Annotated in this window: 21 protein-coding genes; 17 read left to right on the plus strand and 4 right to left on the minus strand. The window is 38.0% G+C overall.

Features of this window, described 5'->3' with window-relative positions; all coding sequences use genetic code 11:
- The first annotated feature begins 19 nt into the window (after positions 1–19).
- The 7 genes from walK (at position 20) to RZ78_RS00275 (ending at position 8,067) form a co-directional block, all read left to right on the plus strand.
- Positions 20–1,876 (plus strand): cell wall metabolism sensor histidine kinase WalK, encoded by a 1,857-nt coding sequence (gene walK, locus RZ78_RS00245; protein ID WP_054607718.1) that lies wholly within the window; start codon positions 20–22, stop codon positions 1,874–1,876.
- Positions 1,866–3,164: a YycH family regulatory protein gene (locus RZ78_RS00250; protein ID WP_054607719.1), complete on the plus strand. Its 1,299-nt coding sequence runs from the start codon at positions 1,866–1,868 to the stop codon at positions 3,162–3,164. The genes walK and RZ78_RS00250 overlap by 11 nt, the downstream gene beginning before the upstream one ends.
- A 17-nt stretch (positions 3,165–3,181) precedes the next feature.
- Positions 3,182–4,009 (plus strand): two-component system regulatory protein YycI, encoded by an 828-nt coding sequence (locus tag RZ78_RS00255; protein ID WP_054607720.1) that lies wholly within the window; start codon positions 3,182–3,184, stop codon positions 4,007–4,009.
- A 21-nt stretch (positions 4,010–4,030) separates the two neighbouring features.
- The gene (locus RZ78_RS00260; RefSeq protein ID WP_041152640.1) at positions 4,031–4,843 is read left to right on the plus strand and encodes an MBL fold metallo-hydrolase; all 813 of its coding nucleotides are present in this window, start codon (positions 4,031–4,033) and stop codon (positions 4,841–4,843) included.
- A gap of 58 nt (positions 4,844–4,901) precedes the next feature.
- The gene (locus RZ78_RS00265) at positions 4,902–6,116 is read left to right on the plus strand and encodes a S1C family serine protease (protein WP_054607721.1); all 1,215 of its coding nucleotides are present in this window, start codon (positions 4,902–4,904) and stop codon (positions 6,114–6,116) included.
- A 186-nt stretch (positions 6,117–6,302) separates the two neighbouring features.
- Positions 6,303–7,115 carry a sulfite exporter TauE/SafE family protein gene (locus RZ78_RS00270; protein WP_053791279.1) on the plus strand — a complete coding sequence of 271 codons (813 nt, stop codon included), beginning with the start codon at positions 6,303–6,305 and terminating at the stop codon, positions 7,113–7,115.
- A gap of 160 nt (positions 7,116–7,275) precedes the next feature.
- Positions 7,276–8,067 (plus strand): sulfite exporter TauE/SafE family protein, encoded by a 792-nt coding sequence (locus tag RZ78_RS00275; RefSeq protein WP_053791280.1) that lies wholly within the window; start codon positions 7,276–7,278, stop codon positions 8,065–8,067.
- Positions 8,068–9,251: 1,184 nt separating this feature from the next.
- Here the strand turns inward: RZ78_RS00275 and ade are convergent.
- Positions 9,252–10,925 (minus strand): adenine deaminase, encoded by a 1,674-nt coding sequence (ade, locus tag RZ78_RS00280; RefSeq protein WP_054607722.1) that lies wholly within the window; start codon positions 10,923–10,925, stop codon positions 9,252–9,254.
- A gap of 238 nt (positions 10,926–11,163) precedes the next feature.
- Between ade and RZ78_RS00285 the strand changes: the two genes are divergently transcribed.
- The 5 genes from RZ78_RS00285 (at position 11,164) to RZ78_RS07560 (ending at position 15,160) form a co-directional block, all read left to right on the plus strand.
- Positions 11,164–12,723 carry an Nramp family divalent metal transporter gene (locus RZ78_RS00285; RefSeq protein ID WP_054607723.1) on the plus strand — a complete coding sequence of 520 codons (1,560 nt, stop codon included), beginning with the start codon at positions 11,164–11,166 and terminating at the stop codon, positions 12,721–12,723.
- Positions 12,724–12,755: 32 nt separating this feature from the next.
- A complete protein-coding gene (locus tag RZ78_RS00290; protein ID WP_051592174.1) occupies positions 12,756–13,202 on the plus strand; it encodes a universal stress protein in 447 nt (148 codons plus the stop codon).
- A 123-nt stretch (positions 13,203–13,325) separates the two neighbouring features.
- Positions 13,326–13,784 carry a MarR family winged helix-turn-helix transcriptional regulator gene (locus RZ78_RS00295; protein WP_054607724.1) on the plus strand — a complete coding sequence of 153 codons (459 nt, stop codon included), beginning with the start codon at positions 13,326–13,328 and terminating at the stop codon, positions 13,782–13,784.
- Positions 13,784–14,746: a DHA2 family efflux MFS transporter permease subunit gene (locus tag RZ78_RS00300; protein WP_237756961.1), complete on the plus strand. Its 963-nt coding sequence runs from the start codon at positions 13,784–13,786 to the stop codon at positions 14,744–14,746. The genes RZ78_RS00295 and RZ78_RS00300 overlap by 1 nt, the downstream gene beginning before the upstream one ends.
- Before the next feature lie 66 nt (positions 14,747–14,812).
- Positions 14,813–15,160, plus strand: coding sequence for a hypothetical protein (locus RZ78_RS07560; RefSeq protein ID WP_237756962.1), 348 nt, complete (start codon positions 14,813–14,815; stop codon positions 15,158–15,160).
- A gap of 41 nt (positions 15,161–15,201) precedes the next feature.
- On the opposite strand, the gene RZ78_RS00305 is transcribed toward RZ78_RS07560, so the two are convergent.
- From RZ78_RS00305 to RZ78_RS00315, 3 genes are all read right to left on the minus strand, one after another.
- Positions 15,202–15,999, minus strand: a complete 798-nt coding sequence (locus tag RZ78_RS00305; protein WP_054607725.1) for a DUF975 family protein — start codon at positions 15,997–15,999, stop codon at positions 15,202–15,204.
- Between the two features lie 91 nt (positions 16,000–16,090).
- Positions 16,091–17,431 carry a dihydrolipoyl dehydrogenase family protein gene (locus RZ78_RS00310; protein ID WP_054604444.1) on the minus strand — a complete coding sequence of 447 codons (1,341 nt, stop codon included), beginning with the start codon at positions 17,429–17,431 and terminating at the stop codon, positions 16,091–16,093.
- A 151-nt stretch (positions 17,432–17,582) separates the two neighbouring features.
- Positions 17,583–18,920 carry a dihydrolipoyl dehydrogenase family protein gene (locus tag RZ78_RS00315; protein ID WP_054607726.1) on the minus strand — a complete coding sequence of 446 codons (1,338 nt, stop codon included), beginning with the start codon at positions 18,918–18,920 and terminating at the stop codon, positions 17,583–17,585.
- Positions 18,921–19,150: 230 nt separating this feature from the next.
- Between RZ78_RS00315 and RZ78_RS00320 the strand changes: the two genes are divergently transcribed.
- From RZ78_RS00320 to pgmB, 5 genes are all read left to right on the plus strand, one after another.
- Entirely contained in the window at positions 19,151–19,924 is a 774-nt protein-coding gene (locus tag RZ78_RS00320) for a (S)-acetoin forming diacetyl reductase (protein WP_054607727.1), read from the plus strand.
- A gap of 661 nt (positions 19,925–20,585) precedes the next feature.
- Positions 20,586–21,560 (plus strand): AEC family transporter, encoded by a 975-nt coding sequence (locus tag RZ78_RS00325; protein ID WP_053791288.1) that lies wholly within the window; start codon positions 20,586–20,588, stop codon positions 21,558–21,560.
- A gap of 494 nt (positions 21,561–22,054) precedes the next feature.
- Positions 22,055–23,383, plus strand: coding sequence for an SLC45 family MFS transporter (locus RZ78_RS00330; RefSeq protein ID WP_272946484.1), 1,329 nt, complete (start codon positions 22,055–22,057; stop codon positions 23,381–23,383).
- 20 nt (positions 23,384–23,403) lie between these two features.
- The gene (locus RZ78_RS00335) at positions 23,404–25,605 is read left to right on the plus strand and encodes a glycoside hydrolase family 65 protein (protein ID WP_054607729.1); all 2,202 of its coding nucleotides are present in this window, start codon (positions 23,404–23,406) and stop codon (positions 25,603–25,605) included.
- Between the two features lie 2 nt (positions 25,606–25,607).
- Positions 25,608–26,273, plus strand: a complete 666-nt coding sequence (gene pgmB / locus RZ78_RS00340) for a beta-phosphoglucomutase (protein ID WP_054607730.1) — start codon at positions 25,608–25,610, stop codon at positions 26,271–26,273.
- The last annotated feature ends 117 nt before the right edge of the window (positions 26,274–26,390 follow it).

The following is a 26,390-nucleotide window of genomic DNA, read 5'->3' on the forward strand; positions in this document are numbered from 1 at the left end:
AACTAAGGAGTAGTTTGCGGTGAATAGTAAGATTAAGTATTTTCAATCAATTCATTTTAAAATTGCGCTTGTGCTTGCGCTAATCTTATTGGTGACCCTAGAAATTGTTGGGGCCGTTTTTGTTAACCAATTGGAAAACAAGAATATGGCTTCATTTAAAAAACAAGTTCAGGTTCCTACTTACGTAAACACAACCTTAACGAATGAGCTTTCTAGCTCTAATATTGCCAATGCCAATGTAAAAATTAAGTCATTATTATCTAATATTGATAGTAACAACTACACCGAAATTAAGGTTGTTGATGCTAAGAACACTATTCGTGGTACTAATGAAGTTGGTGATCAAAGCTCAGTCGGCCAAAAAAACTTTAGAACAGATATTAAAAACGCGATTATTAACCGTCGTTCATCTAGTTCAATTACTAGTAACCCGGGCGATAGTTCGCGTTATTATACTATTATCACACCGCTAATCAAGAGTAGTAATAACGAATTAGTCGGTGTTGTTTATGTGCACGCTAATTTAAATACCGTTTATAACGAAATTAACCAAATCACGGTTATTTACGTTGTTGCTGCAATGGTTGCCATCCTATCTGGTTTGTTAATTTCCATTGTTATTTCAAAGGCGATTACTAAACCCATTGATGAAATGAAGAAACAAACATTACAAATTGCCCGTGGGGACTACTCCGGTCAAGTTCACGTGTACGGACGTGATGAATTGGGTCAACTTGCCAATGCGGTTAACAACCTTTCTGTTAAGGTTGAAGAATCCCAAGAATCAACTGAATCAGAACGTCAAAGACTGGATTCCGTCCTAACCAACATGACCGATGGGGTTATTGCGACTGACCGTCGTGGATACGTCATCATCATGAATGATGAAGCGGCTAGTTTCCTAGAAACCACTGAAAAAGATGCACTCGGGAACTCCATTTTAGACATTTTGGATATCAGAAAAGAATACAGTCTACGTGACTTAATCGAAAACCCCGATGAAACCATCATCGACCGTTCAGATAAGGATCATGACTTAATCTTGCACGCTCACTTCTCACTAATTCAAAGAGACTCTGGTTTCGTATCAGGGCTAGTCTGTGTGCTACACGATGTTACCGAACAACAAAAGATTGATAATGACCGTAAGGAATTCGTTTCAAACGTTTCTCACGAATTAAGAACACCATTAACTAGTGTTCACTCATACATTGAAGCCTTACAAGATGGTGCCTGGAAGGATCCAGAAATCGCACCTAACTTTTTGAAGGTTACCCAAGAAGAAACCGACCGTATGATTCGAATGATTAACGACCTATTAACCTTGTCTAGAATGGATTCTGGAACCCAAAAGATTGATAAGGAACTAGTTAATATCACTGAATTATTCAACTATATCTTGAACCGATTCGACATGATTATTAAGTCAGATGACAACAATAGCGAAAAGCCTAATAAGCACTACCGCATTGAACGTCATTTCACTAAACAAGACCTATGGGTAGAAGTCGATACTGATAGATTTACTCAAGTAATCGATAACCTAATGAACAACGCCATCAAGTATTCTCCTGATGGGGGAGTGATTACTTGTTCACTATACAAGACCAAGCACAGCGTTATCTTAAGCGTTAGAGACCAAGGTTTGGGAATTCCTAGAAGTTCCATTCCACACATTTTTGATCGTTTCTACCGTGTTGATAAGGCGCGTTCTAGAGCTCAAGGTGGAACTGGTCTTGGATTAGCAATTTCCAAAGAAGTGGTCGAAGCACTTGGCGGTAAGATTTGGGTAGAAAGTACCGAAAATAGAGGTTCTACTTTCTACATCTCACTACCATACGAACCAATCGAGGAGGACTTATGGGATGAAGATTAAATATTTTATACTACCAGCATTATTAACGATTGCAGTTGTAGTTAGTTTTGCCCTTTCTGCCTCCATTTTGATTAACCCGGCTCACTACGACCGTTCAAGTCAAAAGGTTTCTACGCAAAGTAGTCAGATTGATGCTAAACCAATGTCGACAATCTACTCACCAACTCAGGTGATTAGAACCAAGGACTCTGGTAAGCAATACGTTCTAACCAACCAATCAGTTAACTTAACCACCGAAATTGGCCAACAAATGAACAACTATAAGGATCCTAAGTTTACAGAGGTAAAGAGTAATGAAGAAAGTTACCTTAAGTATCTAAATAAAGATGATTCTGTCATGCTAAACTATCCGGATGCTTTGAACCTAAAGATTGTTAGCCAATACATTAGTAAGAGTTTTAAATCATTACCTAACGTTTCAATCAATCGAATTGTGATTCCGTTTGACGACAGTAATGATATTTACCTATTTTCGGACCACAACTACAAGGTCTACAAGGTTCACGTCTCAGATACTAACGTGAAGGGAATTCAAAAGGTTATCGAGGATAACGTCAGAGCAATTCCCGTTAAGATGAAGATGATTAGCCACACTCCATTTATTGATTTCTATAAATCATTTACCATGCCTCAATATGGATACTTGATTAATCGAACTTCACAAAATTACTACGTGACAAGACTGCTATCAGACTCACAAGATATCAGTGTCAAACGTCACCGTAGCTCAACTGTATACAATGACGAAAATTCCCGCCAGTTGTCGTTTTCAAACGATGGCGAGGTTAACTACTACGATAGTCATCCTGGTAATATTTCTACCAATATGACCCAATTCTTGAAGGATTCATATCAAAATATTTCCCAACTACTAGTCAGCGATACCTTAGCCAACATTCGTTTCTTCGATTACGATGCTAAGAATTCAAGTGTTGTCTACAGAAACTACGTTGAAGGTTTCCCAATCTTCGATCAAACTCCTTACGGGGCAATCGAAATGAGACTGGTTGATAATACTTCCTTGAAGTACAACTTCTCACTAAATACCCTTCAAATCCCGGTACCAACTGGACGTAAGGATACTAAACTAATTACTACCGACGAACTATTGAACAGCCTACGTAATCACGGATACAATTCCGACAAGATTACAGACATCGAGTTGGCTTACCAATGGAGTAATACCAAGTCTTCTGACATCTTGATTACACTACAACCAACATGGTTTGTTAAATATAACGGTAAGTACATGAATTACACCCAAATGTTATCAAGGGGACCACAATAAGATAGGAGGAAAGCTACATGGACTTTAAAAAGATACAAATCATTTTCTTGATTATCTTCGTGATGATTGATGTCTTCTTATTCTCTTTATTCAGAGAAAACTCACATCTTCAAACCGAAAACAGTAATCAAGGTAGTGATACCGAAATCATTAAGCAAATGCAAAATGATCAAATCACTGTAGCACCTAAACTATCTACAAGTGGTCAAACCGGATACTATTTATCCGCAGTCAACGATGACACTTTAAACAACGACGTCAATAAGTTATCTAACCAAAAGGTGACTTACGCCAATCACATCTTAAGAAGTACTTTCAAACGACCAATCGGTCTATATTCCGGCGATTACCGTGATATCTTAGACAAGTTGATGAAGAAATCCACCTTCGTTTCACACGGGACGGAATATGAATACAATTCTGATTTATCTACCAAGAACAGTATTGTGTACTCACAAAAGACATCTGACGGATTGCTTTATGGTACAAAACACGGTCAGATTACCTTCGACATTAGTAGTGACCATCTACTAGAAGGATATACGCAAAGTTACATGAATGATGTCAGCATTTTGCGTGAAAAAACCGACATCATTTCACCAGCTAAGGCTTTAGTATGGTTATACCAATACAACGAAATCCCTGATAACTCAAAGATTAAATGGGTTCGCTTGTACTACACCCAATTACTATCAATTAAGAACAATATTGTTTTAATTCCAACTTGGGTAATTGGATACACCACTTCAGATTCCTCTTCAGTAGTAGCTAAGAGAATCAATGCCTTTAACGGTGCCATCTTGGACGGCAGTAGCTCGACTCAATCGGCTACCCAATCGAATTAGAATTTTAGAAAGAGGATCAAAATGAACAACGAAGCAGACGATATGAAAATTAGTGTTTTATCCAGTGGAAGTGGGGGCAATGTAACCTACATTGAAACTAATCAACATAAAATACTGCTAGACGCTGGTTTGAGCGGTGTCAGAATCGAAAGATTGATGAAGTCAATTAACCGTTCAATGAAGGATGTCGACATGTTGTTGGTTTCCCATGAACATACCGACCATAGTAAGGCGGTCGGTGTATTGGCCAGACGTTACCCACAAATCAACGTCTACGCAAACCAACCAACATGGGATGCAATGCATGAAACCATCGGAGAAATTCCAAACGAACAAAAGAATATCTTCCCACCAAACATGGTAATGAACTTTGGTGACATCGATATCGAAAGTTTTGCCGTTTCTCATGATGCTGCGCAAGCACAATTCTACGATTTTCATCATCACAATAAGAGCTTCGTTGTCCTAACCGATACCGGATACATTTCAGATCACATCTTTGGTGTTATCAATAACGCCAATGCCTATGTTTTGGAATGTAACCACGACGTTGAAATGCTTAGAAGTGGGGAATACCCATGGTCATTGAAGCAACGTATCATGAGTGATGAGGGCCATTTATCTAACGAAGATGGTGCTAACTCACTAATGGAATGTATCGGATATGACACAAAACGCATATTTATCGGGCACAGAAGCCATCACAACAACGTGAAGGAATTAGCCCATCTAACTGTCGCATCCATGTTAGAAGAAAACGATTTTGGTGTAGGCACCGATTTTGATTTATTGGATACCGATGTTGAAAAGGCATCTAAATTATTTACACTTTAGTTTGATTTAAGATTATTTAATATAATAAGATTAATAAAATTGATAGGGGGAAAACCTTATGAAAAAAAGTGACCGATTTGTCTTAAAAACAGGATTAATTGCCTTAGTGGCTGGACTATTGGGTGGAGGAATCGCATACGGTGGTGCGAGCTTGTTGCAAAGCACAGGTGTCGACGTTGCCGTACCTGCAGGTTCTAACGCCGGGGGCACAGCCTCAACATCAAATTTAAAAGTTAACGTGCAATCACAATCAGAAAAAGCATACCAAGCTGTTAAGAATTCAGTTGTTTCTGTAATCAACCTAAAATCAACTAGTTCAAGCTCATTTGATTCAATGCTAGGGAAGAGTTCTAGCAAACTAGAAGCTAACAGTGAAGGTTCTGGTGTGATTTACAAGAAGAGCGGTAACGCCGCATACATCGTAACTAACAACCACGTTGTTTCCGGAGCTTCAGCAATTCAAGTGCTATTAAGCAATGGTAAACAACTAGAAGCCAAGGTTGTTGGTACTGATAGTGTGACCGACTTAGCCGTATTGAAGATTAACGGAAGCATGATCAAATCAGTCGCTTCATTTGGTAACTCTGACAACATTAAGGTTGGTGAAACCTCTCTAGCAATTGGTTCACCACTAGGTTCTGCCTACGCTTCTTCACTAACTCAAGGAATCATTTCTGCTAAGAAACGTGAAGTGCCATTGACTGGTTCAAATGGTCAAGCAACAGGTAACACCGCCACAGTTATCCAAACTGATACTGCAATCAACCCCGGTAACTCAGGTGGTCCATTGATTAACTTGGCTGGTCAAGTTATCGGAATTAACTCAATGAAATTAGCTTCTGATAGTGAAGGTACCAGTGTTGAAGGAATTGGTTTCGCTATTCCAAGTAATGAAGTGGTTAAGATTATCAACCAACTAGTTAAGAACGGAAAGATTGAACGTCCAGCCCTTGGAATTCAATATGTTGACTTAACTAACATTGCCGTTAGCCAACAAAAATCAATCCTAAAACTACCATCATCCGTTGAAAACGGGGTAGTGGTTTACACAGTTACTAAGAATAGTCCTGCTGAAAACGCCGGATTGAAGAAATACGACGTGATTGTTGAACTTGCTGGTAAGAAGATTTCTAGCCAAGATGAAGTTAAGAACATTCTATACAGTCAAAAACTTGGATCAACAGTAAGTATCAAGTATTACCGTGATGGAAAGCTAAAGACTGGAACCATTAAGTTGACGGAAAGTACTTCTCAATTGAAAATCAATCAATAACACGCAATAATTTGAAAAAATTTTAAGTTATGAAAACGCTGACATGCTGGACATTGTCAGCGTTTTGGCGTTTTTAAGGGGTTGTATTTAATCTAAATAAGATGTATAAATTTATATATTGGATTTTAAATTGATAAATAAAAGGAGTTTTTCATTATCACTATTTTTGGTTTTAGTGTATGGACATTGCTATTATTCATTCCAGTTGGTATCGTTGCCGGTATCTTAAGTACAGTAACTGGACTAGCTTCACTTGCCTCATACCCAGCGCTATTATATTGGGGTGCTTTAAACCCAATTTCAGCAAACATTACTAACACTTCCGCTTTACTATTTAACGTAGTAAGTTCTGGTATTTCATCCAAGCGCGAATTAGATGGACACTGGAAGGAACTATTCAAAGTTATGACTATCATCTTCTTCGGTGGTATCGTTGGTGTTATTTTACTAACATTCTTACCATCAAAGGACTTTGAATACGCAGTACCTGTATTTATTGCAGCTGCTGGTATTGGTATCTTATTACCAAGCAAGGACACTACTAAGGCACCTACTGCTAAGGTAGTTGAAGAAGACACTGTTGGCTCAAAGAAAATGCTTGTTGACTTCGGAATGATTGTTTTATTCTTCGCTATTGGTATCTACGGTAGTTACTTCGGTGCTGCTGCTGGTGTTATCCTATTAGCTGTTCTATCAAGAACAAGTAAAGATCCATTCCCTGTTTACAACGCTATCAGAAACGTTGCCATGGGTTCAGCTAACGTTATTGGTACTATCTTATACTCATTCAAGTATGGTCAACACGGTAGCACCCACATTTACTGGGCACTAGCTATTCCTCTAGGTATTGGTTTCCTAATTGGTGGTTACGTTGGACCTAAGATGGTTCGTGTATTACCAGTTAAGTTAATCAAGATCGTTACTGGTATTTTAGCGCTATACCTAGCTTACACTCAATTCGTGTCAGCATACGGTATTCACTTATTCTACTTCTTCTAAAGATGAAATTTTGGCACCTATTGTTATTTATAACGGTAGGTGCTTTTTTTATCCTTTTCTTTTATTCGAAAAATGTTAATATGAAATTATGATTTTATTTTAGTAGAAAAAGAGATGAGAAGTCATTACTATTTTAGGTGTAAGTATTTGGATTATTTTATTGTTTATTCCTGTTGGGATTGTGGCAGGAATCTTGGGAACAGTTACTGGTCTATCATCACTAGTATCATATCCCGCATTGCTATACTTTGCTGGACTACCAGCTGTTTCCGCAAACGTGGTTAACAAGGCGTCACTAATGTTTAATGCCGTTGGATCATGTATTTCTTCCACCCGTGAACTTAGAGGTCACTGGAAGGAACTATTCAAGATTATGGTTATCATCTTCTTTGGTGGAATTACAGGGGCCATCTTGCTAACTGCACTACCATCATCTAGTTTTACCCATATCGTGCCATTCTTTATTGCCTTTGGTGGTTTAATGATTTTGCTTCCAGACAAGAAAGAAGTTAACGAAAATACAGAGGGTGCATTGAACTTTAATCCTGCAGCTAAAAAAGATACGCCATGGACTTGGCTAAAGAATATCGCCATCATTGTCCTTACATATTTAATTGGTGCATACAGCGGATATTTTGGCGCAGCATCAGGAATTTTATTATTAGTCCTACTAACTAGAACTACATATAATGAATACACTGTAAGTAACGCAATTAGAAATGTAGCGATGGGAGCTGCAAACATCGTGGCAACCGTCTACTATTCACTTTTCTCACACGTTGTGTGGATCCTAGTTCTACCATTAGGAATTGGCTTTTTCATTGGTGGATACATCGGACCAAAGATTGTGCGTGTGCTACCCGTTAAATTCATCAAGATTGCGACTGGAATTTTGGCCTTGATTTTAGCTTACACTCAATTTGTTTCAGCTTATCATGTCCACTTTCTATAAAAAGAGCGAAAAAAATTCGCTCTTTTTTTGTGCTTAAAATGTGAGTAATTTTAGAAAAGATAAAAATGATAATTAAAAACTATTTATATTTATAACGGAAAAGGAGGAATTGCGTCATGCACGATGCAATCTTCTTACTATTAGCTAACACTAAGTTCATCCATTATGTTTTCTGTGATTATGCCGTACAAGACGAAAAATTAAAACTAAGAGTAAAATGATAAAAGGCGATATTGCAATGTTTGAACCCTCTAATCATTAATTAAAACTTAACTGAATTATAACTACAAATTATGTAAAAGCAGTGCTACAATACAAAATTGTTCCTCAGGTGATGCATGCAAATGATCACTTTTGTGGAGTTTACATCTTTATAAGCTCTATATTTAATATCTTGATTCGATTGCCATTCTTATTTTTTCTAAGACGCGCGATGAAAAAATTCGGTGGACGAATGGCAGTTGGATGATGAATCAATATGTTATCTATATTGTTTATATCGTAAATGCATATTGTTATGGTTTGTACGTCAAATACGCAAACCTAAGACAATTTAAGCAATCTAAATAATGCACTTTTCGTTGATTACTTCTTAATCGGAGTAAATAGTCTAACTTGAGAGACTATTTCTCATCAATAACTTTGTGATGGATATCTAGCAGCAATGATTTGGTAGGATCATTGTGATGCTTTTAACCATTAGCATTGCTCCTTTTATTGATTGAGGTTAATCCATTAGGACACATAGTGTTTAGCTATTATTTATTATTTCTGATTCATATGATTATGTATTGTTCTGTGTGATGGTAGACACACAGATCAGTCAATTCCCCCAATCATTTATTAAGTTATGTTTCATAACGTACACGTAAGCTTTGATAATGACAGTTTCGTATGAATTTCGTTTTAAAAGTTGTTGAACCTTCTCTAGTATTTAGATGCTGCATTTAAAGATGTATTTAAGTAGCAATTCTTTTATTAAGACGTAATGGTCGAAAAAAGCAATTGGTAGTTATTTCGAGAATTCAAGCAATCGGTGATGCATCTCCGTCACGCAGATTTATCCCAAAATCGTAATACTTTTCATTCCTTATAATAAAAGCATTCTCGATGGTAATTATTATTTAGACTATTATTATATTGCACTAAAAAAGCTTATCCTTAGCGGGATAAGCTTTTTTGTTTTATTCAGCTTCTACACTGATGATTTTTTGCTGATCGAAGTCGTATAGACCTTGGTCGGTTAGTTTTAATGTTGGAATTACGGGTAGTGTTAAGAATGATAGAGTGATGAATGGGTCGAAATCGACACCATCACTAATTTCTTTAAACGCTGCCTCAATTTCTTCTAGTTCGTGGCTGGCTTTTTGCCATGACTTATCAGACATTAATCCAGCAACCGGTAGTGGCATGGTAGCTAAAGTTTTTTCTTCATCGACAACGGCAATTCCACCCTTAGTGGCGGTAACCTCTTGGATTGCGCGGTAGATGGCTTCCTTGGTAGTTCCGACAGCGACGATGTTGTGAGAATCATGGGCGACAGTAGTGGCAATGGCACCGTTTTTGATGTTGAAACCATGAACCAATGCCAAGCCATAGGTGCCTAGTTGATGATGACGTTCCGCGTCGACCATTAATAGGACATCGTTTTTTAAATCAGTTTTGAAATAACCATCTTCTATCGGAACTTCTTGGATGGAGTAGGTAGTTTCAATGTGATTTGCGATTACACCCATTACGTGGCATTTATTTGAGTTTAAAGGTAGTTTTAAATCATTAACTGATAGGTTTTGGTGGACGCAGTTTTCGTCAAATTCAATTGGAGTGGTGTTAAAACTTTCTTCGGTCATGACCTTACCGTTTTTGATGACGGTCTTAACGTCGACTTGGTCTAGGTGATCGACGATGACTAAATCTGCTTGGTAGTCTTCCTTGATGGCGCCTAATTTATCTAGTTTGTGAGCAACAGCAGCGTTGTAGCTGGCCATCTTGTATGCAGTTTCGGGTTTTAGTCCGTATTGAATCGCTAACTTAATATTGAAGTTAATGCTACCTTCTCTAATGATGGTAGTGATGAACTTGTCATCAGTACAGAATGAAAAACGATCGGAATTTTCTTCAGTAACTGCTTGAATGGTGTTTTGTAAATCTCTTTCGACGGTTCCTTCTCTTAAGAAGACATTCATGTCGGCAGCAAGTCTGTCGTTCATTTGTTCTAAACTGACTGATTCGTGGTCGGTAGTAATGCCGTTTTCACGATATTCCTTAAGTTGTTCCAAGGATAATCCGGCACCGTGACCGTCGATTTGATACCCGTGGTCTAGGGCATCCTTTAGCTTTGCCATCATGTCTTTATCCTTATTATGTACGGCTGGGTAATCCATTACTTCGGCTAAACCGATTACGGATTCTTCATTATATAGTGGGTGCAAGTCTTTCGCGGTCAAAGTCGCACCGTTATGTTCGAAACTAGTAGCGGGAACTGATGAAGGTAACATCACTAATACTTCCAGTGGAGTTTGTTTGGCATCTTCAATCATGTATTTAATCCCGTCGGCACCAGAAACGTTTGCGATTTCGTGTGGATCGACGACGATAGAAGTGACACCCATGGGTACTAACACCTTACCCAATTCAGATGGAGTGACTAGTGAACTTTCGATGTGAACGTGTGAATCAATAAAACCAGGAACGACAAATTGATTGTTAGCGTCGATAATTTCCTTAACTTTTAACTCTGGATGATTGCCGACAGCAATAATCTTGCCATTGTTAATGAAAATATCATTAATTTCGAAGCTGTTTGTAAATACGTTTAAAACTTTTCCATTTTGAACAAGTAAATCGATTGTTTGCATTTTTCCACCCCAACGTTAATTTAATTTTGATTAAAATTATCAAGTATTATGAAACATTAATGAAAGAAAGTCAAATCTATTTTAATGTTCGGGAAACATGCATAGTATTAAGCCTTTAATAGATATATTTTCTATACTTGATAGAGTAATTTTTCAGTAGTACCTAAAAAAATGTTTAAAAAGGGGGAAATGTAGTGTACAATTGTATTGTTCTTAAAAATAGAAAGGGTGAAGAACTTTGAGTGAAAACGTTTCACATGAAAAAAAGGGCTTCGTTGAATATGCCAACGGTCCTTCACTAGAAGAAATTAACGGTGGAATTAAAGTTCCTAAGGATTGGGGATTCTGGAAAACTTTATTCGCCTACTCTGGACCAGGTGCATTAGTTGCGGTTGGTTACATGGATCCAGGTAACTGGGCTACATCAATTACAGGGGGTCAAAACTTTGGTTACCTATTGATGTCTGTCATCTTAATTTCAAGTTTGATTGCGATGTTACTTCAATACATGGCGGCTAAACTTGGAATCGTGAGTCAGATGGATTTGGCACAAGCCATTCGTTCAAGAACCTCAAAGACACTTGGTGTTGTTCTATGGATTATGACTGAATTAGCAATCATGGCTACTGATATCGCCGAAGTTATCGGTGGGGCCATTGCCTTGTATCTTTTATTCCACATTCCTCTAATCTTAGCGGTATTCCTTACCGTATTTGATGTTTTATTATTGCTATTATTAACTAAAGTGGGATTCAGAAAGATTGAAGCAATTGTTGTTTGTTTAATCCTTGTTATCTTAGTAGTCTTCATTTATGAAGTTGTACTATCAAACCCAGATTGGTTTGGCGCTATTAAAGGTTTAGTACCAACTGAACGTACTTTTGCTAGTGACCATCCAGTTGCTGGAATGACTCCACTATCAGGTGCTTTAGGTATTATTGGTGCTACTGTTATGCCACATAACTTATACCTACATTCAGCTATTGCTCAAACTAGAGCTATCGATCACAACGATGAAGAAGACGTTGCAAGAACTGTTCGTTTTGCTACTTGGGACTCAAACATCCAATTAACATTCGCATTCTTCGTTAACGCTTTACTATTAATCATGGGTGTGGCCGTATTTAAGACTGGTGCCGTTCAAGATACATCATTCTTCGGTCTATTCGATGCTTTAAACAATACTAAGATGCTATCAAACCCAATTCTAATTGGTGTTGCTAAGTCTGGTATTCTATCAACATTATTTGCTGTAGCATTGCTTGCTTCAGGTCAAAACTCAACCATTACTGGTACTTTATCAGGACAAGTTATCATGGAAGGTTTCGTTAACATGAAGGTTCCTCTATGGGCTCGTCGTTTAATTACTCGTTTAATCTCAGTTATTCCAGTGCTTATCTGTGTGCTATTGACAGCAGGTGAATCAACACTAAAACAACATGCTGCGATCAACGATTTGATTGAAAACTCACAAATTTTCTTAGCATTCGCATTACCATTCTCAATGCTTCCATTGTTAATGATGACTAATAGCGGTCAAGAAATGGGTAACCGTTTCAAGAACAGATTATGGGTTAACATTTTAGGTTGGATTTCAGTTATCGTGTTAATTTACTTAAACGCAATTAACATGCAACCTGCCGTTGCTGGTTTCTTCAGTGACAACCCAACTGCTGCTCAAAACGCAGAAGCTGGTGTAATTGCTAACATCATTAACGTTGTTATCATTCTTCTACTAATCTGGACATTAGTTGAACTATACCTAGGTAACAGACGTTTAAGAAACAGAGAAAACTAAAATAAAAAATTCAAGAATAGAAGGCGAAAATTATGCAAAACATGGACGTCGAAATTAATTTCAAGAATATTTTAGTTGCTGTCGATGATTCAGATGACGCTTTATTAGCTTTCAAGTACGCGATTTCACGTGCTAAATCAGAAGGCGCAAAGCTAACCATCGTTTCAGTACTAGAAGATGAAGAAATCAATGTTTTCCAATCATTATCAGGACAATTTGTTCATGGTAAGTATGAAGATTTAGAAAAACATCTAGAAAAATACAAGCAAACTGCTGAAGCTGCCGGTGTAGCCGATGTTGATATTATTGCATCAACCGGTGAAGCTGGGGAAACCATCATCAAGGATGTGCTTCCTAAGGTTAACCCTGATTTATTGATCGTTGGATCAGAATCAAAGAAGGGCTTAGCTCGTCACTTTGGTAGCCAAGCTGCCTACATGGCAAAATACTCACCAGTATCAGTTATGGTGATTAGATAAAAAACTATTGATTAATTACTCACTCCGAAAAAAGACTCAAGATTATATCTTGGGTCTTTTTTGTTTGCATAAAATAAAAAAGTGTAGTAAGCTACACTTATTCGAATTTAAGGGGGGATGTTAGTGCTTTTTAGTAAGGATAATTTTGGCATCAAAATAAATGTCATTAGTAACTTGGCAGGAGCCCACTTCGACAAAGAAGTTAAATCAGTAATAAGTAACTTAACTAATACACAGTTCGCTGTCATGACTTATCTGTTTGATCACAAGGATGAGGTCATCACACAAAATCAATTGGCATCAGTGATGCACTCAAGTCATCCGACAATGCGCAATGTCATTAAGCGCATGCTGGACAAGGACTTGATTAACACCAATCAATCTAAAGAAGATAAAAGAAAAATTGAGGTCCAACTATCTGATAACGGATTATCACTTATGAACGATAAGAGTTCTGCAATTCAAAAGATGTTGGTTGATAACCAAAAATTTTTAACTGATGGACTATCGGAAAAAGAAGTTTCGGATTTGAACAGAATGTTAGACAAGGTAATTAGTAATTTAAAGGGGAGTGAATACTAATGGCAAACATCAAAAAACGTAATTTAATGATGGCCGTGATTTTGTTCGGGGCATTCATGGCACTATTAGCGGAAACATTATTTAACAACGCATTAACCAATATCATGCACTCATTTAGTATCAACCAAGCCACAGTTCAATGGTTATCAACCGGATACCTATTGGTTGTTGGTTTGATGATTCCGATTTCGTCATGGGTATTCAATAACTTCAAGACCAAGTACAACTACTTGTTCATGATTACGCTATTTTTAATCGGATCTGTAGTCGGCTGGGTAGCACCCAACTTTGGTATCTTGCTACTTGGTCGTTTTGTTCAAGCCATTGCCGCTGGACTATTGATGCCATTCATTCAAAACGTAATCCTATTGCTATTCCCACCTGAAAAACGTGGACTAGCACTTGGAGTCACCGGTCTGGTTATCGCATTAGGACCAACGGTTGGACCTACATTGTCAGGAATCATTCTTGAATACTTTGGTTGGCGTGATTTGTTTGCACTACTAAGCATCATCTCAGTGATTATCCTAGTAGTCGGGATCTTCTTCACTGAAAACATCAATGAAATCAAGAAGACTAAGCTCGACTTTGTATCACTATTACTATCTGTTGTTGGTTTCGGTGGTTTGCTATACGCATTCTCAGAAATTGGGAATACTGGTAACTTAAACCTTCCTATTTCAATCATCGGCTTGATTGGAATTGCTGCAATTGCAGGATTCGTATACAGACAAAATCACCTGGACGAACCAATGATTAACATGTCCATTTTTAAAAACCACAACTTTAACCTAACAACATTGCTAAGTACTTTAAGTAACATCGCAATGGTCGGCATTGAATTGGTAATGCCATTGTACTTACAAAACTCACGCATGGTTTCAGCATTGGTTGCTGGATTAGTCATGATGCCAGGTGCCATCTTGATGGGAATCTTCAACCCAATCTCAGGTGGCTTGTAGGACAAGCTAGGAGTTAGAAAAGTCTCCATTATTGGTTTTGCATTCATCTTAATCGGATCAATTCCAATGGTTGTCTTCAATGCATCATCTAGTCTATCCATCATCATTGTGAGCTACGTTTTAAGAATGGTCGGGGTAGCACTAGTAATGATGAACACATTTACGGATGGAATTAACTCATTACCAACTCAATACGAAACAGACGGTAACGCTGCTTCTTCAACCATCAGACAAGTTGGTGGATCACTTGGAACCGCCATCTCAATGACTGTCGTTACTTTAGGGGTAAACCTAGCAAGTAGCCATGCTTCAACTGCTGGTGCTCAAATTACCGGTTACCAATTTGGTTTCTGGTTAATGCTAGGGGTTGCGGTAGTCGGTTTCTTACTATCATTTAGATTACCTAAGAAATAAGACCAAACAAAAAAGCCATAGGATAACCTATGGCTTTTTTATTATTCAACATCCAAAACAGTTTGTTTTTGTTTGAATTGTTCTTTTACGAATTCGTAGAACTTCACTTGTGTGATGTAGTAGTAAGGGAATACGTAAATTCCGACGATTCCTGAAGTAATTGCAACTAGAATCATCCAACCGGTGAAAGATAGTTGTAATACAAGGTAATCTGCTTTGTATCCCTTCATAATGTCTTGGCTGGTCATAATAGCAGTGTAGGCACTGACGGGTTTGTTTTCCAATCTAGCATCTCTGTATACCCAAAGTGCTTGGTTGTATGCGAAACTCTTTACGACTAACCATACTAATACGGCGATAAATTCAGCGATTGAAAGGGATAAACCTAAAGAGTTTGGTAGTAAAATCATGAATAGGAAACCAGGGATGAATAGTAGTGACCATAGTGATAATAGAATTGATCTTAAAATCCAGGTCCATGTAGTACCCCAGAAAAGACGTTGGTCGTCGATAAATGTTAGTGATTTTCTAAGTGGTTTTTGGAAATCATCTTGGCCTCTTAATACGTTGAAGGCGGTGTAGATAGCACCAAGTAAAAAGATTGAAGATAAGATGATGAAAATAAATGTTGCAACGGAGTTAACGGCGTCATTACTTGTAATGTTAGTAGTAACGTTTGTGGCATCTATCTTTAGAGCTGAGTTAAAGCTTACTTGGTTAGCTAAAACGTTGTAAGCAATGTAAGTTAGTAAGAATGGTAGAAATAGGATGAAGAAGAAGCGTTGGTGACCACGAATAAGGCCTTTAACTTCTCTTTTTTGTTCTGCGCGATTGTACATGAGAATCCTCCTGTTTGATATTATGTCTTAATTATACCAAAAACCCCGGCAGAAAAATTCGACCGGGGTTTAATTTTTGGTTAAGAATGATTTAGATGTTCTTCCAAGTGTCGTGACCGATTGAAGGGAATAGGTGAACATTTCTTTCAATTTCAAGTGGGGTCATCTTCATGTTAACGGCTGGAACAATCATGTCCACTGCGTTATCAGCTTGGTCAGAGATTTCAGTAAAACCAACTAAGCGGTGTTCTTTGTCAAAAATGTAGGCATTCTTAACAACAGGTTCCTTAGTGATTTGTCTAAACCATGTGTTAGTAGCATCATGTTCTTCAACAGTGTATTCGTCACTAGCGTTTGCTTCATCAACGGTAACACCCATTTGACTGATACGAGGTGAAGTAAATACTACTGATGGAATTGCTGGGAAGTCGATTGGTTGATCTGTTTCACCGGCAAATAAGTGCTTTAGGTATTGTGATTCGAAAGTTGCTGTTGGAGTTAGGTTTGGTTGACCTGTAGCAGCAACGTCACCTGAAGCGTAGATGTTTTCAACTGATGTTTGTAGGTATTCGTTAACTAGGACACCCTTCTTATCATCGTATTTAACACCAACTTCTTCTAGACCCATGTTGTGAACCATTGGTACACGACCAGAAGCGTCTAGGATGTAATCAACAGTTAGTTGTTGGTTGTCAGCGTAAGTAACAGTGTATTCGTCACCGTCTTGGCTGAATGAACGTAGGCCAGAGTTTTCAACAAACTTGATACCTGATTTCTTCATTTCGTCCATTAGGATTTTTACGTATGGTTGGTAGAAAGGACGTAATGCCTTGTCACCGTGCATGAACATAGTAACATCAGCACCTGCTTCGTTTGCCATAGTAGCAAATTCCATCGCGATGTAACCAGTACCAACAACAGCCATACGTTTTGGCATGTCTTCTAGTTCCATGAAGTCTCTTGAATCATGTGATAATTCAGTACCTTCAATTTCAACTTTATGTGGTGTTAGACCAGTGGCGATAACAATCTTGTCTGAAGTTACGTGTTCACCATTGATTTCTAGTGTATGAGCGTCAGTGAACTTAGCGAAACCATGGATAACATCCATTCCTAAGCTCTTCATAGTTGCTTCACGGTCTACCTTGATTGGTAGGATTCCTTCACGTTTGTGTTTGATGTTTTCTTTCCAGTTTAGCTTAGTGTCACCTTCAACGATGTCTTTCATGCGTCTTTGGGTCTTAGCTAGAGTAACTGGTCCATCAAGTGAGATTTTGGCGTTACAACCCCAGTTAGGGCAAGTACCACCAACGGCGATTGCTTCGACAAACGCGATTTTGAAACCTTGTTTGCAAAGTGTCTTAGCACCGTCGAATGCGGCGTGTCCTGATCCGATGTAGATAACATCGTAATCGAAGTTAGGATTTTTCATGTTAAAGCCTCCGTATTTATTACGTTTATTATATTTTCTTATATTAATTAATGTACAATATTGTAGTGTTGCAAACAAATATATTGACTCGATTTTAATGGAATTTTAAACATTAAAAAAACCACCCAAATGGGTGGTTTTACTTAATATTTTATAGATGTTGCCAAGCGTCACTACCGATAGTAGGGAACAAGTGGACAATCTTGTTAATTTGAGATTTATCTAATTTTAGAGCGACGGCAGGTAGGATTGAATCAATTACGCTATCCGCTTCGTTTGATACTTCAGTGGCACCAACCAAGTGGTGTTGTTTATCGAAGATGTATGCACGTTTGGCAATTTCTTCGTTAGTGATTGAACGGTACCAATCAGCAGTCATATCGTGTTCTTCAACAGTGTAGTCGTCACTGTTCTTTGCTTCTTCAACTGATACACCAACTTGGGCGATACGAGGTGAAGTGAACACTACTGAAGGGATGGCAGGAAAATCAATTGCCTCCTTAGTTTCGCCTGAGAATAGGCTAGTTAGGTATTGTGATTCAAAGATTGCAGTTGGAGTCAATCTTGGTTGACCAGTAGCAGCAACGTCACCTGAAGCATAAATGCTATCAACTGATGTTTGTAGGTGATCGTTTACTTCAATACCGTTCTTCTTGTCGTATTTAACACCAACTTCGTCTAAACCAATGTTTTCGACGTTTGGAATACGACCGGTAGCATCTAAGATGTAGTCAGTGAAGACTTGACGGTTACCAGATAATTCAATGGTAGTCTTGCACTTTTCTTCGTGGAATTCTTGAACTTCGGCGTTTTCAACGAAGGTAACACCTTTTTCCTTTAAATCGTTTACGACTGCGTCAACGTATTCACCGTTGAAGTCACGAAGTGCGCGGTCACCATGCATGATGACAGTAACTTGTGATCCGGCAGCGTTTGCGATTGATGCGAATTCCATGGCGATGTATCCAGCACCGATGATGGCGATGTGAACTGGTAGTTCGTTGATATTTAGGAAGTCCTTTGAATCGTTGGCCATTTCCTTGCCAGGAACATCTAGTCTGTGTGGACGTAAACCAGTAGCGACAACAATCTTGTCTGCGGTGTATGACTTGCCGTCAACATCAACAGTGTGGCCGTCGGTTAACTTACCGTAGCCCTTAATAACGTCGATACCAAATGATTCTAGACCACCTTGGATGGCGTTTGGAAGACTATCGATGACCTTATGCTTGTTTAGCATGTTTTGGGTCCAATCGATGCTTAGGTTTCCTTTAACAATATTTCTTAAACGTTTTTGAGTTTCCATTAATTGTGCTGGTAAATCTAAAGCAATCTTGGCGTTACAACCCCAGTTAGGGCAAGTACCACCGATTTTATCTGCTTCGACTACGGCAACTTTGTAGCCTTTAGCGGCTAATGGCATTGCACCATCGAAAGTACCGTGACCTGCACCGATGTATAAAACATCGTAATCGAATTTTTCAGTCATAGTTATCAATTCCTTCTTTACATAAGATATTAAATTCATCTTCGTATACTTATAAAATAAACGTTCGCGAAATTTAATTCAATTAATTAGTTTCGGATTATATAGTGTAAGACATAACAAAATTTATGGATTTAATAAAAATTTAATAATATAAGTACTGTAAAATTAATGAAAATAGTATATAATCACTTTGTGAATAAATAAACAAAAGAAGAAAAGAGGATGTTACTATGACTCAAAAAGTTGCATTTGTTACAGGTGCCGGCCAAGGTATCGGTAAAGCAATCGCTGAAAGATTAGCTCAAGACGGTTTTGCAGTTGCTGTTGTTAACCGTACTGCTGAAAAGGGTGAAGCAGTAGCGAAGGAAATTAACGCAAATGGTGGTAAGGCAATTGCTGTTCAAGCAGACGTTGCTGACAGAGACCAAGTATTTGCTGCAGTTGAAGAAACTGTAAAACAATTGGGTGACTTAAACGTTGTTGTTAACAACGCCGGTGTAGGTCCTACTACCCCAGTTGACACAATCACTCCAGAACAATTCAACACTGTATACAACATCAACGTTGCATCAGTAATCTGGGGAACTCAAGCAGCCAAGGCTAAGTTCAACGAACTAGGTCATGGTGGTAAGATCATCAACGCTACTTCTCAAGCTGGTGTTGTTGGTAACCCTAACTTAACTCTATACGGTAGTACTAAGTTCGCTATCCGTGGTATTACTCAAACCACTGCTCGTGATTTAGCAAGTGAAAACATCACTGTTAACGCATTCGCACCTGGTATCGTTAAGACTCCAATGATGATGGATATCGCCCACGAAGTTGGTAAAAACGCAGGTAAGGATGACGAATGGGGTATGCAACAATTCTCTAAGGATATCGCATTAGGTCGTTTAGCTGAATCAGAAGACATCGCTGCTGGTGTTTCATTCCTAGCAGGTAAAGACTCAGACTACATGACTGGTCAAACATTAATTCTAGATGGTGGTATGCAATTCCACTAAAATCATATCTTGGATATGAAAAAAGCCATAGGTTATCCTATGGCTTTTTATTATATGTAGAAAAAGATCGAAAAAAAGAGCCGCTTCAATTAAGAAGCGGCTCTTTTTTTGTGAGATATACAAAAACAAACTTTTATTCTTTAACAAAAAAGTACCCCAAAGATAAAATCTTCAAAGTACTTTAGTTAGTGAGCTGTGATGCTTTGAACACCATCTTCTCAGCAAAGGACTGAGTGCTTTTACCTTAAGCTAACAGCTCAAAATATTAAGTTTGTCTGTGAGATGTAACCTCAAGCGACATATAATATTAAACCATATCTATAGTTTTTATGCAACAATATTTTGAGAAAAAATTGAAAATTAGCTATAATTTTATTAACGAATTAAACATTTGGGAGGGATTAGATGCAAGTGATCGGTATGTTAATCATGGTCATTGTACTATTTATTATTTCTACATTATCAACTGTGTTAGTAATTTCTTTAAAAAACAAGCATAAAAATGACGATAAAGACTAATATGACGGGGTTTTATCCATTGATATAAAAAATATTTATAACGAACTTATCCTTTGACTATATCTTTAAGTATGTTTTATAGTACTTATCGTGTTTTAAATTAAGCAATAATTATTTTTAATATCAAATAGGAGGATTCATAATGGGAGTATTTATTAACTCAATCCAAAGTGTCCTTGTTGTTGTTCTAATTATGTTATTAGGATATGTATTAAGAAAAACCGGTTGGTTTGCAGATACATTCAGCAAGAACATTTCTAAATTAATCAAAAACATCGCTCTACCAGCTTCAATTTTCGTTGCGGTGTTAAGTCGTCTAACTAGAGGCAAACTTGTAAGTTTCGGTAGCTACTTAATCTGGGGTGTTATCTCAGTTGTTATTGGTTACCTAATAGCATTTGCACTAGTTAAAATCATGAAGGTTAGACCAGGTCGTCGTGGTGTATTCATTAACGCTATCGTTAACGCCAACACTATCTTCATTGGTCTACCATTGAACATCGCCTTATTCGGTGACAAGTCAATGACTTACTTCTTGGTATACTACATCATCAACACTGTTTCTACTTGGGCATTCGGTGTCTTCTTGATCAGTAACGATGATCCTACTAAGGCAGGTCAACCTAAGGAACACCACAAGATTAACTGGAAGCAAGTTATTCCAATGCCACTTGTTGGTTTCCTAGTTGCTTTAGTATTCTTACTACTAAACATTCCAGTACTAAAGGTACCTTTCTTATCACAAACACTAACTTACGTTGGTAGTTTAGTTACTCCACTATCACTAATCTACATTGGTATTGTATTAGCTGATGCTGGTCTAAAGAGTATCTCATTCGACCGCGACACTGTTGTTGCACTATTAGGTCGTTTCGTATTGGCTCCAGTTGTTATGATTGTTATCCTAACTGCTGCTGCTCACGGTGGTGTATCACTACCAACAATGTTCAGCCAAACTATGATTGTTCAATCAGCTACTCCAATGCTAGCCGTATTACCAATCCTAGCTGCTGAATCACACGGGGATGTTAAGTACGCTACAAACATTGTAACTACTTCAACTGTATTGTTCATCGTTGTTATTCCTATCTTAATGACAATCGTTCAATACATCTAATAACACAAAAAACGTTGGAATTATTCCAGCGTTTTTTTATTACATATAACAAAATTGACAAGTGCGGGCAGTTAGCCTAAACTTTAAATAAATTAAATGCGGAAGCAAAGAAGGAATTCATATGTTTGAAAAGATTTGTTACACATTAATGGTAATCGCCGTTATTATTATCGCTATAGTATATTTTGTATGTTATTAAAACGAGGGGACTGACATCTGTCAGTCCTTTTTTATTTGTGTCGATCCGAAACGGGTCGGCTTTTTTTGTGCACAAAATAAAAGTATAGAAATAATTAATGGGCTATTTAATCAGAAACTTAAATATATAAAACTTTAATTATGCCTTTATAAATTCTTAATTAAAAAATAGTAGCTATTTCCAAATTTATGAAATATAATTTGGTTATAGATTAGTAAAGCGCTTACATTATTATCGCTGTAGTAATCATAGCCACTAAATAAGTACATTTAATAAAGGAGAGTGAGCTATTATGATGTCCAAACTAAAATTACCAAAACTATCGAGGTTCCAATTATTCAATATTACCTTCGGTTATTTTGGTTTAAACATGGCGTTCTTTTTACAAACATCTCAAATGAGTAGAATTTTCCAAACTATTGGGGCAGACCCTAATAAATTGGGTTGGTTCTTCATCCTACCACCTTTGGCAGGGATGATTGTTCAACCAATCATTGGAAAGAGATCAGACAAAACGTGGAACCGTTTTGGTAGAAGATTGCCCTACTTAATTATGGGTTCTATTATTTCTGCAATTGTTTTAATCGTTTTACCAAACGTTGGATCGCTAGGTTTAGGTTATGGATCATTAGCCGCTTTACTATTTGGTGCGGTTACTATCATGCTTCTAGACGTTTCATCAAACATGTGTCAACAACCATTCAGAATGATCATCGGTGACATGGTTAACGCAGATCAAGAAGACAAAGCATGGTCATTCCAAAACATTTACTCAAACGCAGGTGGAATGTTAGCTGCAATCCTACCATTCGTAATCACTGCAATTGGTTTCTCAAACATCGCTCCTAAAGGTGAAGTTCCAACAACTGTTAAAATCGCCTTTTACATTGGAGCAGTTGTAATTGCTGCAACTACTATCTACACAGTTATAAACGTTAAAGAATACGACCCAGTAGAATACGCAAAATACCACGACATTGAAGAAGAAGACAGCAAAGAAAAAGCACCAAGTCTATGGGAATTAGTAAAGACAGCTCCTAAGATCTTCTGGGAATTACTAGCAGTTATGATGTTCTCATTCATCTCAGTTCAATTTGTATGGACTTACAGCACTGGTGCATTAGCAGAAAACATTTGGCACACAACTAACCCTGCTAGCGCAGGATTCCAAGCAGCTGGTAACTGGAACGGGGTATTAACATTCGTTCAATCACTTGCCGGAGTGCTATGGGGTACATTCGTTTTATCTCGTCTAAAACCAAGTCAAAGAAGAAAAATCCTATTCATCTCACTAGTATTAGGTGGATTAGGTCTAATCATGATGTACTTTGTAACTTCAAAGATGCTATCAATCATTCCATTCACACTATTTGGAATTATGTACATTACAATCGGAACAGAAGCATTTGCAATGATTACAGGTGCTGTTAAAGGTAAAAACGAAGGTGCTTACCTAGGACTATTCAACTGGCAAATTTGTATCCCACAAATTGTCGCTTCAGTTTCTAGTTTCGCAATCTTCCCAATGCTACACGGATCAATGAGCGCAATGCTATTCCTAGCTGGAATCTGCGCACTAATTGCTGCCGGTACAGTATTCTTTGTAAAATCAGTTAAAGAATAATCAAAGGAGTTGAATCAAAAATGACTAAAGATATTAAATTAAGACTAAAAGACGTGAGTTCAAGTAATCCGGGTAACCTAGAAGCTGTGTTCTCATTTGGTAACGGTCACTTTGGGGTTCGTGCAACTAACCCAATTGAATCAAGAGCAGTAGAAGGAACACTTGTAAATGGTTTCTTCGAATACAGTCCAATCACCTACGGAGAAGCAGCTGCTTACTACCCAAAGAGAAATGAAACAATCGTTTCACTTCCTAACTTGAGAAAGATTCGCGTCTTAGATGACGGTCATGGCGAATTCACTCATTCTAAACTAGTAGATATGCAATTAGATTTATCTAACGGTAAATTGGTTGAAGAATATGAATTAAGTAACGACAAGAAACAAACAATTAAAATGAATGTCACTTCAGCAATCGATCAAAGAGAAGTTCACTTTTACGGAATTGAATATGTGTTTGAAGCTGGAACTTACAAGGGTGACATCTACATCGATAAGAGTTTTGTCCTAGAAGAAGCAAAGGCTGAAGCAGGCGACGAAATCGATGACCCAAGAAAGACTAGAGAACTAAAATCAATCAAACGTGAAGTGGTTGCTACTGACGACTTATCACAAACAATCGCCATTAGTACTGCTGAATCACAACAACGCATTGAAATTACTGTTTACGGTTTTAACAACGAAAGTCCACTAACTAAAAAATTAGCATTAGTGGACGAACCAAAAGTTGGTTATGGATTTATCGTTGGTGAAAAGAACGAAAAAGGTGACTTTGCCAAAGAAGACTTCTCAATAATTAAGAAAAACAGTGCAAGTTTCTGGCACGACACTTGGCAAAACGGAGAAGTTTCAATTGCCGGAAACGACGAATTAAACCTAGCGCTTCACTACAACATCTTCCAATTAAACCAAGCTACTGGTCGTGACGGTAAGACAAACATCGCTGCCAAAGGTTTAACAGGACCAGGTTATGAAGGTCACACTTTCTGGGACACTGAAATGTACATGATCCCATACTTCATCTATACAAACCCAGAAATCGCTAAGAAACTATTGGTATACCGTTACAACACTCTAGACTTTGCACGTACTCGTGCTCGTGAACTAGGAGTGAACCAAGGTGCGCTATTCGCATGGCGTTCAATCAACGGTGAAGAAACTTCCGCATACTACCCAGCAAGTACTGCTGCATACCATTTGGACGGTGACATCGCATATGCAATCGGTAACTACTACCAAGCAACTCATGACATGGAATTCTTAAAGGACTACGGTTTTGAAATGTTACTAGAAACTGCTCGTTTCTTCAGAGAATTCGGAACATGGGCAAAGAGAGATGGCAAGACAGTATTCGAATTCCACACAGTAACTGGACCAGACGAATACACTGCAATGGTTGATAACAACTACTTTACTAACAGAATGGCGCAAAATAACTTCAACTTGGCATACAAGTTAGGATTAGTATTAATGGAAAAAGACCCAGAAGGCTTCGGCAAACTAGGTGCTTCAATCGAAGAACTAGAAGCATTCAAGGACATTGCTGAAAGAATCTACTTCCCATTCAACGACGAATACCAAATTAACGCTCAAGATGACACATTCTTCAGCAAGGCAATCTGGCCATTCGACGAAACACCAAAGGACAAATACCCATTACTATTGCACTACCACCCACTAAATATCTACAGATACCAAGTGAACAAGCAAGCGGATACTGTTTTAGCGGACCTATTATTCCCAGAAACAATTGATGATGATCAACTAAGAAGAGAATTCGATTACTACGAAAAAATCACTACTCATGACTCATCACTATCACGCTCAATCTTCAGTGCGTTAGCTGCTCGTATGGGTGACATGAAGAAGGCATACAGCTACTTCTCAGACACTGTTCGTATGGATTTAACGGACTTACAAGGTAACACTGAAGATGGTTTGCACTTGGCAAACCTAGGTGGAAGCTGGTTAAGTGTGGTTCAAGGTTTCGCAGGGATGCAAGTAACTTCAGACGGTGAATTAAAGATTATCCCACATCTACCAATTGAATGGGATGGTTTTGAATTCAGAATTGTCTTTAACGGCAGATTATTAAACATCAACATTGTTGATGGAAAAACAGCAATTAAGTTGGTTGACGGTCAACCAATGAACATCATTGTAGACAACAAGTCATACAAGTTAGAAAAGGCAACACTAGAAGTTCTATCAAAGGGGGAATAGACATGGGATTAGACAAGATTAAGGGTTTCATATTTGACCTGGACGGTGTCATCTCCAACACCTCTGTTTTACACAGTAAGGCATGGAAACAAATCGCCGATAAAGTCGGCACTCCATGGAATGATAAATTAGCCGAAGACCTAAAGGGCGTTGACCGCATGGATTCTTTGAATCTGATTTTGGACCGCGGTAATTTACAGGACCAATATACTGAAGACGATAAGTTGGCACTAGCACAGGAAAAAAACGATAACTACCTAAACCTAGTTGATCAAATGTCACCAGCAGATATTCTTCCTGGTATCAAGGAATTCTTGGACAGCTTACGTGACAATGGATACCTAATTGCCTTGGCATCCGCCTCCAAGAATGCACCAACCGTTTTGGAAAAACTTCAATTAAGTGAATACTTCGAAAAAGTGGTTAACCCAGCTTTATTGAGTAAGGGTAAACCAGATCCAGAAATCTACACTAAGGGTGCTGAAATCTTGGACCTATATCCAAATCAATGCATCGGAATTGAAGATGCGGAAGTCGGTATTGCAGCCATTAATGGCGCCGGAGAGACTTCCATCGGAATCGGTAGTGCCGATATCCTAAAGGATGCTGACATCGTGTTTGCTTCAACTGATGAACTAACACTAGCTAACATCGAAAAAGCACTATAAAAATAAAAAGGACTGACGCTTGTCAGTCTGAACTGAACCCCTTGAGTTGGAGAAATCTAACTTAAGGGGTTCTTTTATGTTTTCTAAAGAATTAAAATTAGCTGCCATTAAAGATTA

It is taken from the genome of Apilactobacillus kunkeei, from assembly GCF_001308195.1.
Taxonomy (GTDB): Bacteria; Bacillota; Bacilli; order Lactobacillales; family Lactobacillaceae; genus Apilactobacillus; species Apilactobacillus kunkeei_C.

Coding starts and splice junctions, on each gene's coding strand:
- RZ78_RS00250 (WP_054607719.1), top strand. CDS start 1,866: ATGAAGATTAAATATTTTATACTACCAGCATTATTAACGATTGCAGTT.
- RZ78_RS00255 (WP_054607720.1), top strand. CDS start 3,182: ATGGACTTTAAAAAGATACAAATCATTTTCTTGATTATCTTCGTGATG.
- RZ78_RS00260 (WP_041152640.1), top strand. CDS start 4,031: ATGAACAACGAAGCAGACGATATGAAAATTAGTGTTTTATCCAGTGGA.
- RZ78_RS00265 (WP_054607721.1), top strand. CDS start 4,902: ATGAAAAAAAGTGACCGATTTGTCTTAAAAACAGGATTAATTGCCTTA.
- ade (WP_054607722.1), bottom strand. CDS start 10,925: ATGCAAACAATCGATTTACTTGTTCAAAATGGAAAAGTTTTAAACGTA.
- RZ78_RS00290 (WP_051592174.1), top strand. CDS start 12,756: ATGCAAAACATGGACGTCGAAATTAATTTCAAGAATATTTTAGTTGCT.
- RZ78_RS00300 (WP_237756961.1), top strand. CDS start 13,784: ATGGCAAACATCAAAAAACGTAATTTAATGATGGCCGTGATTTTGTTC.
- RZ78_RS07560 (WP_237756962.1), top strand. CDS start 14,813: ATGGTTGTCTTCAATGCATCATCTAGTCTATCCATCATCATTGTGAGC.
- RZ78_RS00305 (WP_054607725.1), bottom strand. CDS start 15,999: ATGTACAATCGCGCAGAACAAAAAAGAGAAGTTAAAGGCCTTATTCGT.
- RZ78_RS00310 (WP_054604444.1), bottom strand. CDS start 17,431: ATGAAAAATCCTAACTTCGATTACGATGTTATCTACATCGGATCAGGA.
- RZ78_RS00315 (WP_054607726.1), bottom strand. CDS start 18,920: ATGACTGAAAAATTCGATTACGATGTTTTATACATCGGTGCAGGTCAC.
- RZ78_RS00320 (WP_054607727.1), top strand. CDS start 19,151: ATGACTCAAAAAGTTGCATTTGTTACAGGTGCCGGCCAAGGTATCGGT.
- RZ78_RS00325 (WP_053791288.1), top strand. CDS start 20,586: ATGGGAGTATTTATTAACTCAATCCAAAGTGTCCTTGTTGTTGTTCTA.
- RZ78_RS00330 (WP_272946484.1), top strand. CDS start 22,055: ATGTCCAAACTAAAATTACCAAAACTATCGAGGTTCCAATTATTCAAT.
- RZ78_RS00335 (WP_054607729.1), top strand. CDS start 23,404: ATGACTAAAGATATTAAATTAAGACTAAAAGACGTGAGTTCAAGTAAT.
- pgmB (WP_054607730.1), top strand. CDS start 25,608: ATGGGATTAGACAAGATTAAGGGTTTCATATTTGACCTGGACGGTGTC.